A 13,753-nucleotide genomic window follows, 5' to 3' on the forward strand; every position below is an offset into this window, starting at 1 on the left:
AAATTCTTGTGTAGGGAGTTACAATTGTAGATGGTTTTAATGGGGGCTAGCTTAGCATAGAAATGTAAATAGCTAGAAAAAGTATTGATAAATGTTGTGAGGGTAATGGATGCTTGATTATCAACCACCAGTAGCTGCCTGTGTTTTTTGATAGGGGGCAAAGAAATACAAAATAGGCCACCCATGTTCAACTTTGCTTTCGAATCTATTTGATTAGAGTGACCATATAAGCCCTGTCTTGTTTTTGAAAGGAAATTAACAAACTTATTGACGATGCTAAAAAACTAAGAGAATATTATTTGCACAAGGAAAGTAACGATAACTAGGAATTATGAGTAACGATATATTCATAAACAGAGTCGAAGAAAAAGCACAGCTCACAAAAGAGCTGATTGAACCCTCAGCTGGCTCAAAGTTAATTATATTAAGTGCTCCCTCTGGGCGGGGGAAAAGCGCGCTTGTAGATCAAGTAATTGCTAATTGTGAGATTACAAACTTTGTTCGTGTTAAAATCATGGATCATGAAAAATACAGGGATGTTGATGGATCCTTTGTTCTTGAGTTAGGACGTTCTTTAGATAAGTTTGCTAGAGAGAACTCACCTTCAAATCAATCATCAACAACGATAACAAAGCATCATGTTGTTGAGGCAATAATAGATACTGCAAGGGTTGCATTCATTGACTACATAGAAAAAAAAACAGGTTCAAAGAAGTTATCAAACTCTATTAGTGATTTAATTGGGAAGTTCAGCAAAGACAATTCGGATGCAATTTTTTCTGGTCATGATGAATTATACGAGCCTATTAAAAAATATATTAATGCATTTTTAAAAAACTATCCTTTTACTGTTGTACTCGAAAATATTCAAAATATTGACAAAGACTCCCTTGAGTTTTTTAAAGTGTTATTGAATGAACACTCTGACCTTAACATAGTGGCAGAGTTCACTAATTCAACAAACGAACTATATAAAGAAAATCAACTTTTTGATTATCTGGGAGGTGACTCTGTATTTAAAGCGATGCACCGACTTGGCGTCCTTCCCGTAAAAGATATAATTAAATTCCTAAAACAAGATGAATTGGCTTTAGCTGAAGTATTCGAAAGTAGTTACAGCTCTTCAGATGGAAACCTATACAAACTATCATTTATACTAAAATCTGCAAGAAAAGATACTGTTTTCTCTTTGAAGGATGATGCCTATCAAACTTTTGAAAACACAATCAATTCACTCAATGAGCAGCATAAATTATTATTAGCTATTATAGCGACTCATGGAGGTAGGGTATCTTTAGAAATACTCAATAGATTAATGAACTCAACCCCACAATCAAAAAAAATGGGATTACACTATAAAGATCTACAAGCAGCTACACTTCAGCTTAGTAATAACGATCTATTGAAAATAGCGTTAGAAGAAATTTGTTTAAAACATGATAGTGCTTTACAAATAATTTTTTCCAATGAAAGTTATTTTCGTCATCTAATGATTGCGAATGATCTTTGGTTTAAGTTTTATGTTTCACTTAAAGCCGAATCTACTCAAGATTTTTTATTACCATTGTCTGAAATTTTAGGGTGGGAATTATATTATAGAAGCCAACTAGATTTAGTCGATGGTCTCATAGATACACTTGAGAAAATATATACGTTGTGCTTAACAAGCAGGGCTCCAAGAAGAACTATCAGGTTTGCTCAAAACCTTCGCTCAAGACTTATAGCGTCCCCGAACTCTTCTGAAGAAATAATAAAAACTATAGATTTGTATTTAGCACGAATCTTTTATCGACTATCTATGTTTGAAGAAGTTATCGAATATACAAAATCACATTTAGAAGAAACAGAACCTCTATTGATGTGTTCGACTTCAACTTTACTTTCTGGAGACTCTGTAGCAGCTAGTAGTCTTTTAGATAAATATGTAACTACACCAGATGAGGATAAAATCAGGTGGCTTGGAAGCCAACTGGTTCGTATAGCCATCCTGCGAGCTTCTAATCAATATGACGAATGTTCTGAGTTATGGTGGGAGCTGCATGAAAAACAAGCATTTAAAAATTCAAGTTTAGAACCTTTATTTAAACGCTCATCTGATATGGCGCTCATAGGAGGAGGGGAAAGAAGAATTCAATTTTTATCTGAAGCGATTTCAACTTTTCAAAATAATAATGAGTCAATACAGGAAATGGGGGCGAGAATAGCATTAAGTCAGCACTTAGGTTATGGGGGGTTGCTAGATAAAGCTGAAGAGGAACTAAAAAAGGCAGATGAAATAATTAAAGGGACTATTAGCAACTCTTTCATTTTAAGTAATAATTTTGCCGTCATTTCTTTGTATAAAAATAAAGCAAATGACCAATGCTTAGCACAACTTGAAGAAGCAAGTGAACACTGCAATAATCACCTGTCTAAATTAATTATTTTAAATAATTTACTTATCTGGCATTCAATAAATGAAACTTTTGATGCCAAACTATCAATTCAAGAAAGTATTGAAGAAATATTATCTAAATATAAAGATATTGATTACGATTTAACTCGAATTGCTTTTTTTAATATAGCAATGTCCATTGAGCAACCTAAAGCAAGACAAGAATATATAGAAAGAGCTAGGTCTTTACCTGTCAATGCGGACTTCGAGTATTGGCGAGTAAAGCTATATGATGAATTACCGCAAAGGGACGATTTCCGCTATCAGTACAAGTATTATCCCGTATTTATTTCAAGTTGGAGTTTAGATTTTGATATCGCATTAAAGAATTGTTGACCATGAGAGAAAGTATTTCTTTATATGTTAATTCTTCAAAAGCCAATGTACCACAAAACTCAGCATTAGCCCCTAAATGGGTTTCAGGAGTTAATTCTAAAACGGTGAACACATTATTGTGTAATTTTCCATCTATACGAATATATTCAACCTTATCTAACCAAGAAAAGATCCTTTGGCAACTTTGCAGAAGAGGTGCATCAATATCTTTTTTAACAGAACGTAACGCTAAATTATACTCTTTGGATTTTTTTTCATGGTAGCCATAGAGGTGTGAATAAAAGTAGTTTTCGTCATCTTTTCTATAACGTTCTGCAGCATGCCAATGAGATATATGCTCTTTCCAACCAAGTAAGCAAATTGATACTTCTTTTCCAGCAACAAATTCTTCAACTAATATTGGTTGAGAAAATTCTTCAAGTAGTTTAAGGGATAGGTTAGTCGCAGAATCAACATCTTCAACTAAATTCTTCTGGGTAATACCCAAAGACGTTCCTTCAAAAAATGGCTTTACGACACAAGGATAATTGAGCAAAGATAGTTTTTTTATATCATTTAGATCATATATCGTGACATCATCAGCTACTCTTAATCCTGCTTTTTTACACAAGATTTTTGATAAGGCTTTGTCATTACAAACGGTTTTAGTGTATATATCTCCCCCCATATAGCGAATGTTATTAGTCTCACAAATTGCAGGGACTAATGCATGTCTATTTCGTGAATTTTCACCAAACCAATAAGGCAATACTAAACTTTGATAATGCTTCTCAATATTAGCTTGAAAATCAATAGGATTAGTATATAACGTTACGTTTTGGTAGGATGATTGTAAAGCCTCTATCATTTGTTTTACATAATGTTTATCTGGCCGATCTATTCTTCTATCTAGCCAATCAAGATCTGCTCCTTTGTAATCAAGAGTATCTGCAACTACTACTATCTCTAAGTCATTCTCATTACACACTTTCAAAAACATTCATAATTCCTAGTTATCGTTACTTTTATGCAATAGCCCCCCGTGTATTAGCCTTAGCTATTTTCTTTTGTAAAACATTATCATTTACGTGTGTGTACAGCTGGGTAGTTAAGATGCTTTGATGGCCCAATAAGCGTTGGACAAAACGAATATCGACACCTGATTCTAATAACTGGCATGCCGCTGAATGGCGATACATATGTGGAGTTATTTTATCTACCTTGGCAAAAGACGACATTTCTCTAATAAGCTTTCTGATAAAGTGGGGAGATGCTTCTTTTCCTCGGCTATTTGTTAGCATAAGGTCATGTTCAGGCCTGGTTATTTCTCTCAGAGACAGGTAAGAGCCAACCAGGTCACTTAGTTCTTTACTCGGTAAAAAAACAAACCGTTCTCTTTGTCCTTTTCCTAATATTTTTATTTTTTTCTCACTCAAAAAGACGTGCTGAATTTTAATATTAACGAGTTCACTTACTCTCATACCGGTAGAAAATAGCAGCTCTACAGCAAGAAGGCTGGTTAATTTGTTCACCTGTTTAGGTGTGGTAATTAAGGCTTGAAGAGTAGATAAGTTATAGCTGTCTTCCTTGGCTAAATTTAAATTTAATCTTGCAGCCTTTAACATTTTACGTAAATTACTCTTAGGAATATTTCTCGGTAGCTGCTTTGGTATTTTTACACTGATATCGGCTTTATGAAACGGGTTAACCTCAATAATATCCTCGAGCTCTAGCCACTTGAACATGGATTTTAGACAAGCAATTCTACGTTTAATCGTTCGAATACTCAGTTCGCTTTGATGTAGATGAGTTACATATTCTTTTAGTTGTTTCTTATCAAAACACTGTATATTTTGCTGTTTCACCAGTTGAGTAAAACTCGCTAAGTCCTGCTTGTATGCTCTGAGGGTGTGTGGAGATAGTTGTTTACCGTGCTGACAGTGGGATAAAAATTGTTCGCAAACTTCATTATTCAGCATTTATTTTTCTCTGATAATTCAATGAAGTGAGTATGATAACCGCAAGAAATAAAATGACATCTTTTAGATAAAAATAATCTTTTATTCAATAGTGGATTACTACAACTTAGGTTCTTTTCTAGCCACTTAGGGGGAAATCAAGCAATAAAGGCTGGTTTAAATGGTTTAGGGGCTTTTTCCTTAGACCCAACTGGATTAAGGAAAGCTTTTCAAATCAATTGATAGGCTCCCATTTGGATTTCTGATAATTGGTCTTCTAATTGAGATCCCTTATCTGTGTGCTTTGTTTCTGTATGACTAATTGCAGGAAAAGGCAATTAAAGCTGTTTACAGAATCGATCGGTAACAATGAGGTATACATCAAAACCTAGACAGCTTAGCCACAATTTGAATGAGAGTAATAACTATGCCGGAGGAGTTGGGCAATCAATCAGGCTCTTTCCTCAAAAATGCGGGTATATTGATATGCGCATGATTAGTGAAATTCACCGGTAGTTCATATCTTGTGCCTTTTACAATGCTCAGTAGCTTCTTTTCTGCCTCATCAAGGGGCACGCCTCTTAAATGTAATTTTTTGATGTGGCGGTTTAACCACCTTTGGATATTGCCGTAAACTGCTGTTTGTTGATTGTCAGGCTGGTAAATAAATTCCACGAGGAATTGGGCAATAGCAGTCTTCGCACTATGATATTCAATAGCGGATCTTGAAGAAATAAAGTGGCCCTTATCAAATGTACCAGGGGAAAATGCTGGAAAATCGATGAGTCTGCTTTTAACTGGAGTTGCTTTAATATCCATCAAATCTAACAGCTCACGCTTTATCCGGTCAAAATCAATACTTGGCGGAGCCCATTCCAGGCATGCCATAACTGAGTCAATGGAATCACTTTCCTGATGGATAACCCAAAGGGCAATGCCATGAGCTTTTGCTACCGCAACGGCTTCCCTGGTAAAGCCACTGGGTGAGACTATTGCCGCTTTATGGGCTGAAATTGCCCCGCGTGTCTGCACCAGTTTTTGCACCACAGGCCGGTCAACCGGGCGCTTCCATTTTTTACATTCAATGATCAAATGAAATGACAGGATGTCATCTATTTGAAAGGTCACGGAGACATCAATTTCATAAGTACCGGGCTGCTGGATGCCGGCTATTTTTTTATTGGTCGCTATGGTCGCATTATTAAAAGACTCAATATTTTTAATGATGTTGGAGACGTGTTGTTCATATTCTTGATGTGTCATCTGTGCCCTTGAATCATGTCTTTTTTGTTTACAATATACTGTGGCATAAATGCTTTATAAACAATTATTCATTAACAGACCCTCATATTTCTGGCAGATGAAAGTTTGGTAGGACAAGCCGTATTACTGATACTGTTTGATCATCAAAATATCTGCGCATTTGAATCAGGCAAAGAAATCTTTAAGTGCTTTTAATACGGCTTTTACTTTATAGGACTGCTTTCTGTTAATGGTTAGTGCATATAAAGGCAGGGTGTTTAGATGCCAGTCAGGCAAAACCTTGAGCAGGGCGCCGGCTTTAACCAAGTGCTGAACTTCCAGCGCCGGAAGCACGGCTAGGCCAAGTCCTTCTTGTACATGGCTTACCAGGGCATTTAGATCATTAAAGCGCATCCGGTAGGGGGGATTATAGTCATAATTTGCTTTCCCGGGATGGTTCAGTTCGATTGCTGAAAAATCACTGCTGCCGATAAGCCCCAGCCAGCGGTGCTTAGCGATATCTTCCGGCGTAACCGGGTTGCCGGCCTGTTGCAGGTACTCAGGGCTCGCGTATATCTGCCGGGCAGCTTTGCCAAGGGGATGAAAAATGAAGCTTGAAGACTCCGGCTTGCCAATACGTATTGCAATGTCGATTTGTTCGCTGACCAAATTGCTTCCCGCATCACTGGCCAGAACGGTTAGCCGCAACTCCGGATTCTTGAGCAGCAAGCCTTTTAATGCCTGGGCAAGCGGTTGAGAGGCCAGGCCAACAGGGGCCGAGATCCGCAGCTCGCCCTCCAGGCTGTGTTTAATCTCGCTGATAGCGTCATGGGCATCTTCTGCCGCCATCAGCATTTTTTTTCCGTGCCGGTAATAGCGTTCGCCGGCTTCGGAAAGGCTGATGCGCCGGGTAGAGCGATAAATCAGGATAACCCCCAATTCTTTTTCCAGTTGACTGATATACTGGCTGATTGCCGGCGGGGTCATGCCCAGCTTTTCTGCTGCTGCCCGCATGCTGGTGTTATCAATAACCTGGCAAAAAACAGCAATTTGTTTAAGCCGGTTTAGCGAAGGTGTTTCCATAGTGCACCCCATTGTTAAGCAGAGCTTAATTATAATGTAAGTATTACCGGTATTATCAAGGATTAATTTAAGAATTATGATTCATCCCATATTGAAATCCATTTGATTAAAGCGAGGAAATATTATGAAAAAACTCATTTCAATAGGGCTGCTACTGGCTGTTGCACTGACTTCCATGGCATCTTTTGCCGGTGAAAGCCGTAAAGATCGCCTGATGAATTTCTACGATGCTTTTGGTAAAGCGCAGGTAGAAAAACTGGATAAGATTATCGTTAAAAACTGGATATCACATGATCCTAACCCCGGACAGGAGCAGGGACGGGAAGGCTTTAAGAAGTTCATCCCGCTGGTACACAGTGCTATTTCGGATGTTCACTGGCAAGTGGAAGAAATGATCGAAGAAGGCAGTACGATTGTGGTGCGCTCTACCATGACTGCAACACATACCGGGCCGTTGCTGGGCGTTGAAGCTACGGGTAAAACCTTCACCATAAAAGCTATAGATGTTCATCATTTCAATCGAAGGGGTATGGTGACAGAAACTTATCACCTGGAAGACTGGATTGCTTATCTTGCCCAGGTTGACGCACTCGGTCACTAATATGTTGGGGCATCCATAAACTTGCTATCATACCATGAGGTGTTTTTGCTTTTGTTATTGTCAAATTATGGGTGTCCGCCTCTACACTTACCATTCATGCCACAAAGTCGAAGTCTAACTTTGTTGGAGGTATTACGTTTTTTGTGTCCATAATCTGGGGGCTTGGTTTATAGAGAAAAATAACCTTACAGCGGATTGGTATAATATGTTGTCTCACCTATTCTTCAATGTCGAGCGCCTCTTATCTGGAGGTTAAGCTAACATGGAATGGAGAATGATGAAATGAAGATTGTAACCAGGAAACAAAACTACTTTTTCTTATTTATCATATCTATATGCTTTTCATTGCCGGCTCTGGCACAAATGCGCGGTGGGGTGGACAACACCAGCGACAACAGTGTTTATGGCTGGGCCTGCCAAAGGCTGAATGTTGATGCGGTAGACATCAGTATTTATGTTGGCGGCGACATACAGCAGGGGACACTGCTAAAGCGTATGCAGACCAATACCTACTCAACATGGGACGTTCGCGGGCAATGTGACTACACCAGTTATAAGCACAGGTTTCACTACACCTTTACGCCTGAGCAACAACTAAGTTTTCGCGATCAAGCTATCTATGTTTACGTACATGAGCCGGTAACGGATACCCCGGTTCAGCTGGCAAGCTCCGGGTATTATACCGTACCCGGCATAACTAGTGAGCAAGTGATATTGTTTGAAGATCATTTTGATGGCATTGCCAGGCCAAGCGCAAGAGACATTGGCTGGGCATCAGCCGCCAATGATGCTTACAGCGATCCTAAAATTGTTGAAACCGGCAGCGGGCAGTTAAAAACCAATCCCCATATTTATGCGGTGCCTAACCATGACTTTTCCAATATTTTTGATGCACTGCATCCCGATACCAGTGAGCTGAGATTAAAAGTAAACCTGTCGGGATACAACCGCGCTTTCTCTTACTATTTTGGCCTGGGCGCCCCTATTGCAGATGACCCTGATGATTATCAGGGTTACGCTGCAAATATCCAATTAACCGTTGATGCACAGCAGGCAGTATTAACTCTCAGGGGCCGAAACCGTAGCCATCTTGCCGGTGCTAATATGGGGGATCCTAAACATCTCAATTTAACGACGGTAGAGCTGAGAATAGCTGGTGACTTTTCACTGAACCAGACGACAATGTTAGCGTCTGTCTATATCAGCGACCAGTTGCTCATGTCTGATATTCCATTTACCTGGTACCAGGGGCAAAATCATTTATTTCTGTATGCTGATAATTGGTTTTCTAATAATGACCCCTTACCTGTGCGCTTTGATTCGGTAAGATTAACGGCCGGTAGAGGTAGTCAAAGCTGCCCGGCTAATTGAGTTGAAGTATAACAAGCGAGGACATCTATAAGCTTATTCTTATGTGATGACTTCTTGGGACAGCCATCATTTATGGCTGTTCTACTTTGTTTTCCTTGCTCACTTTAAGAGATGTAAATGCCGCTACAGCGGCAGCCATACCAGTCACCGCAGACATTATTGCAGGAATTGCTTCCATTAAACAACTTTTAAGCAAATATTAAATAATTAAAAGCTCTTATAATATCAACTCATTAAGTAGCTTTTAAAAGGGAAGAAATGTGACATTTTACCGTCTAACCAAATCCTTTTCTTATACCTTATGTAACCTGTGAGAAATTCCTAGATGCCGGTTAATACGGCTACATGGCGCTTCAACACATGTTGAATATTTTTATATTCTTCAACCCGTGCCTCTTTATCAAGCAACATCATCGCCTTCTTTTCCAGCTGTAACATCAGGGCAAAGGTGATTTCAGCATCCTGTGCAGGAGCGCTTGAACCCAGGGTTTGGTATAGCCGGGTTAAGAGGGTAGTTTCCTGTTGCCAGGACTTTAATACCAGGGCATTTAGCTTAGGATTTTGCAGCGCTTCATGATGAAAGGCCAGCTCGATACGCCTGTCATCAATATGTTCTATGATTTGATCTTTGAGGAACTCATCAGCGGCCTGAAACAATAATTCGGCATTTTGCTCTTTATGGGCTTGCTCGCTGAGTTCAGTTTTTGCCATGTGTTCAATGTTTTCTGCAATAGCTAAAAAATAGGGATTTTTACTGACATCATTTTGCCGGTGCCAGTATTCAAAGGCTGAGCTGATCAGGTCATCTATGCTGCTGAAATGATAAGTGGTGGAACCCAAAGGAACGCCTGCTTCTGTTGCCACCGCCCTGTGGCGCACTGCGCGCATGCCCTGGGTCTTAATGATTTCCAAGGTGGCGGTCAGAATCTTATTTTTGGTGTCTTCACCGCGGGAATGTTTTGCCTTCATGACCTGGTTTGTGATCTCCGTATTTATAATTAACGCTGCGGCTAAAGGTGTGCTTAAGCGTTTGGCTAATAGCGGGCATGATACCAAGTTTATCGATAAAACATGCGCTTATATACTGATTTAATTCTAATTAAAACTTGTACCATCGTACAGGTATATTTTATAGTGGTCAAAAATAAGCCAGAAAAAGCCAAAGGAATTGCCTGCCAATGAAAATTGAACGTCTTAATCTTAACCGCCGGGAAGTACTGAAAGCGGCTGCTGCCGTAGGGGTTACCAGCTCGTTGGGGCTCAGTGGCTGCAGTGAAGCCGAACAAGCACAGCAAGCACCTGTATTGCAGGGAGCGATAGGCAAAGACGGGCAAAGGGTGCCGCCGTGGAGTAACTGGTCCGGCAATCAGGTGAGCGAGCCTAATGAACGCCTGGTACCCAGAGATACCGATGAGTTATCCACCATGATCGCTAAAGCCAAACAGGGGATCCGCCTGGTGGGGGCAGGGCATAGCTTTTCGCCTTTGGTGCCTACCAATGAATCTTTAATGTCGCTGGCGTATTTTAACGGCATCACTCATATCGACAAGGCGGCCAAACAGTTTGAAGTGGCTGCCAATACCTTTTTGGCCAGTGCCGGTGAGCCTCTATGGCAAGAAGGCTTTAGCCTGATTAATATGCCGGATATCAATACCCAGACTTTTGGCGGTGCTATTGCCACTTCCACCCACGGCACAGGTGCTACTTTAGGCTCTATGTCGACTAATGTTACCGGCATGTCGTTGGTGAACGGGCAGGGGGAAGTGGTGCATTGCAGTCAGGATAACAACGCTGAGTTGTTTCAGGCGGCGCGCAACAATATTGGTGCGCTTGGGGCGGTTACCGGCATGAAGATTCAGGCGAAAGATAAGTATTATCTGCAGGAAACCAGCTGGATGATGGATCTGCAGGAGGGGCTTGAGCAGGCGGAAGCCCTCAGAGACAAGCACAGGCATTTTGAACTCTATGCCTTGCCCCATGCCGATTATATTATGGGTATCACGCTGGACGAGGTTGACGAACAGGCGTTATCCCAGCCTCAAGAAAGCAGCGGCGATGCCTATGAAACTTTTAAAACCCTGTCGAAAGTTATCGACACCGTGCCTTTTATGAAGCGTTTTATCATCAATGCCGGGGCCAGCACGGTTACTAAAGAAGTGCGTAGCGGCCGCAACTATGAGGTGTTCGGTAATATCCGCGACATACGTTTTAACGAAATGGAATATTCGGTGCCGGCAGAATACGGGATGAAATGCCTGACGGAAATTTTAGATATCATTAAAAAACAAAATATTAACGTGATTTTCCCAATCGAAGTACGTTATATTAAGGGCGATGATATCTGGTTAAGCCCGTTTTATCAGCGTGACAGCTGCGCCATCAGCTGCCACAACTTTCATGATAAAGACTATAAAAAATATTTTGCCGCTATCGAGCCGATTTTCCTCAAATACGACGGCCGGCCGCATTGGGGCAAGATACACAGCTTAACCGCCAAAGAACAAAGCGCCCGTTACCCTAAGTTCGATGAATTCCTTAAGGTGAGGGCGGCCATGGATCCCAGGGGGCTTTTTGCCAATGCGCATATTAAAAACGTCCTGGGCCTCTCATAGCCAATATGCATGAAGTGCTTACAGAGAGTCAGGAGAGATAAATGAACAGACGTCAATTTTTATTGGCCGGGGCTGCCGCAGGGGTGGCAGGCGCGTTAACTTTCAGGCCGGAGGATAATGGGGATGCCTACACCCCTTATTTTGACCAGCTCAACCGCAGCCTGAAACGCGACGGCAGTTATGTACCGAGTATGCTGGTAGACCTTGACGCCCTGGACGAAAATATTCAGGTATTAAAGGCTACCCTGAATCCCGAGAAAGACTTTCGTATTGTCGCTAAGTCCTTGCCCAGCCCACAGCTGCTCGGCTATATCATGGAAAAGTCGGGTACCAATAAATTGATGGTGTTCCACCAGCCGTTTTTAAGCCAAATCGCCCGGGATTATCCCGACAGCGATTTGTTGCTGGGCAAACCTATGCCGGTAAAAGCGGCACAGCGTTTCTACCAGCTGCAGGGGGAAAACCCGGCTTTTAACCCCCAACGCCAGCTGCAGTGGCTGATCGACAGTGAACACAGGTTAAGCCAGTACCTGGCGCTGGCGAAACAGCTGTCGGTGAAAATGCGTATCAATATCGAGCTGGATGTCGGTTTGCACCGCGGCGGGGTACAGTCGCTTGGCGAGCTGAACAAGCTGCTGACCCAGATCAAGGAAAACGGCGAACACCTGATATTTGCCGGTTTTATGGGTTACGACGCCCATGTGGTGAAAGTGCCGGGGGTGCTGAAATCGCAGCAAGCGGCTTTTGAGGAATCCCAGCAGTTTTATCAGGCCAGTATCAACTTTTTATATCATAACTTTCCCGATCTTAAGTCCGATCGCCTTTGTTTTAACGGCGCCGGTAGCCCGACCCTGGCGCTGCACAAAGAAAAGAGCGTTGCCAATGAACTCTCTGCCGGCTCCTGCCTGGTAAAACCCACGAGCTTTGATGTACCGACCCTGGCGCAGTTTAAACCGGCGGCTTATATCGCCACACCGGTACTGAAAAAAATGGCCGGCACCCGGCTGCCGTCGGCAGAGTTTGCCCGGGATCTGTTTTCGATGTGGGATAAAAACATGCAGCAAACCTTTTTTATCTACGGTGGCAACTGGCAGGCGGATTATGAATCACCGCAGGGCTTGCAGGACAACACCCTATACGGGCAAAGCACCAATCAGCAAATCGTCAACGGCTCAGACAAGGTTAATCTGTTTGTCGACGACCATGTGTTTTTGCGTCCGGCGCAAAGTGAAGCGGTTTTTCTGCAATTTGGGCAGCTGAAAACCTTGCGGGATGGCCGCCTGCAGGGTAACTGGCCAATATTGCAGCAGGCTTAGCTTACTTTATAAGTAAAGCAGTTTCAGGCAGTTAGATCGCTAGATTTAACTGCCTGTTTTCTTTATATTAGCGTTAGTGAGTTTATCCGGCAGGCACAAGATAGCGCAGCATTGCTACTGGTGTGTTTGTACGGCAATTTTAAAGTATTGGAGTCTACTCTTATGGCGAATTTTTCATCCCGCTTGTTTTTCAAACCGGTATTATTAGCGGGGCTGAGCAGCCTGTTATTCGGCTGCGCGACCATGAGCAAGGAAGAATGCCTGGTGGCCGACTGGTATACCATAGGCTTAGAAGACGGCAGCGACGGCAAGGCAGCCTCTTATATCGGCAAGCACCGTAAGGCCTGTGCCGACGCCGGGGTTTCGCCGGATATCACAGCATATAGCGCCGGACGTAAAGCCGGATTAAAAGATTATTGTGTTGCTTCGCGCGGCTATCAGCTGGCGATGAGCGGGGATGAATATCACGGTGTCTGTCGCGGTCCTCAGGAGCAAGGTTTTTTAACAGGTTTCAAAAACGGCCAAATTGTCTATCAGGCGAAGGAAGTGCTGGATATGGTGCAATCCGATATCAACAGCGCCCTGAAACTGGAGAAGAAGTTACAGAAAAAAATTACCAAAAAAGAAGCGGTGATCCTTGCCGATGAATCCACATCCGAGCAGCGGGCCGATGCCCTGGAGCGGGTAAAAGAATTAACCGCCGAGCTCGAAGCGGTCTCGGCGGATATTCATGAGCTGGAGCATATTTATGAAGCCCGGTTAGTGGAATACGAAGCTAAGCTCAATAAATACCAAGTGGCCGCTTATTAACTTGTTATCAG

At 42.1% G+C, this 13,753-nt stretch carries 11 protein-coding genes; 6 read left to right on the top strand and 5 right to left on the bottom strand.

Going from position 1 to position 13,753, the window contains the following annotated elements:
- Nucleotides 1-331 precede the first annotated feature (331 nt).
- Nucleotides 332-2,770 (top strand): hypothetical protein, encoded by a 2,439-nt coding sequence (locus QL234_RS06360; RefSeq protein ID WP_281557005.1) that lies wholly within the window; start codon nucleotides 332-334, stop codon nucleotides 2,768-2,770.
- Here QL234_RS06360 and QL234_RS06365 read toward each other — a convergent pair.
- From QL234_RS06365 to QL234_RS06380, 4 genes are all read right to left on the bottom strand, one after another.
- Entirely contained in the window at nucleotides 2,721-3,749 is a 1,029-nt protein-coding gene (locus QL234_RS06365; RefSeq protein WP_281557006.1) for a hypothetical protein, read from the bottom strand. The genes QL234_RS06360 and QL234_RS06365 overlap by 50 nt on opposite strands.
- Nucleotides 3,750-3,774: 25 nt before the next feature.
- Nucleotides 3,775-4,728: a tyrosine-type recombinase/integrase gene (locus QL234_RS06370; protein WP_281557007.1), complete on the bottom strand. Its 954-nt coding sequence runs from the start codon at nucleotides 4,726-4,728 to the stop codon at nucleotides 3,775-3,777.
- A gap of 426 nt (nucleotides 4,729-5,154) precedes the next feature.
- Nucleotides 5,155-5,970: a restriction endonuclease gene (locus QL234_RS06375; RefSeq protein ID WP_281557008.1), complete on the bottom strand. Its 816-nt coding sequence runs from the start codon at nucleotides 5,968-5,970 to the stop codon at nucleotides 5,155-5,157.
- A 165-nt stretch (nucleotides 5,971-6,135) separates the two neighbouring features.
- Nucleotides 6,136-7,032: a LysR family transcriptional regulator gene (locus QL234_RS06380; RefSeq protein WP_281557009.1), complete on the bottom strand. Its 897-nt coding sequence runs from the start codon at nucleotides 7,030-7,032 to the stop codon at nucleotides 6,136-6,138.
- Between the two features lie 124 nt (nucleotides 7,033-7,156).
- Here QL234_RS06380 and QL234_RS06385 point away from each other — a divergent pair, with 124 nt between their 5' ends.
- Both QL234_RS06385 and QL234_RS06390 read left to right on the top strand, forming a co-directional pair.
- Nucleotides 7,157-7,633: an ester cyclase gene (locus QL234_RS06385; protein WP_281557010.1), complete on the top strand. Its 477-nt coding sequence runs from the start codon at nucleotides 7,157-7,159 to the stop codon at nucleotides 7,631-7,633.
- 282 nt (nucleotides 7,634-7,915) lie between these two features.
- Complete coding sequence (locus QL234_RS06390) at nucleotides 7,916-9,004, top strand: hypothetical protein (protein WP_281557011.1); 1,089 nt, start codon at nucleotides 7,916-7,918, stop codon at nucleotides 9,002-9,004.
- Nucleotides 9,005-9,325: 321 nt separating this feature from the next.
- On the opposite strand, the gene QL234_RS06395 is transcribed toward QL234_RS06390, so the two are convergent.
- Complete coding sequence (locus tag QL234_RS06395) at nucleotides 9,326-9,973, bottom strand: TetR family transcriptional regulator (RefSeq protein ID WP_281557012.1); 648 nt, start codon at nucleotides 9,971-9,973, stop codon at nucleotides 9,326-9,328.
- A gap of 209 nt (nucleotides 9,974-10,182) precedes the next feature.
- On the opposite strand from QL234_RS06395, the gene QL234_RS06400 reads away from it, so the two are divergent.
- The 3 genes from QL234_RS06400 to QL234_RS06410 all read left to right on the top strand — a co-directional run bounded on the left by QL234_RS06400 (nucleotide 10,183) and on the right by QL234_RS06410 (nucleotide 13,742).
- On the top strand, nucleotides 10,183-11,616 hold the full coding sequence (locus tag QL234_RS06400) for a D-arabinono-1,4-lactone oxidase (RefSeq protein ID WP_281557013.1): 1,434 nt from the start codon (nucleotides 10,183-10,185) through the stop codon (nucleotides 11,614-11,616).
- 41 nt (nucleotides 11,617-11,657) lie between these two features.
- Entirely contained in the window at nucleotides 11,658-12,932 is a 1,275-nt protein-coding gene (locus QL234_RS06405; RefSeq protein WP_281557014.1) for an alanine racemase, read from the top strand.
- 162 nt (nucleotides 12,933-13,094) lie between these two features.
- A complete protein-coding gene (locus tag QL234_RS06410; protein WP_281557015.1) occupies nucleotides 13,095-13,742 on the top strand; it encodes a DUF2799 domain-containing protein in 648 nt (215 codons plus the stop codon).
- The last annotated feature ends 11 nt before the right edge of the window (nucleotides 13,743-13,753 follow it).

Source organism: Thalassomonas sp. RHCl1, assembly GCF_947387555.1.
GTDB lineage: Bacteria > Pseudomonadota > Gammaproteobacteria > Enterobacterales > Alteromonadaceae > Thalassomonas.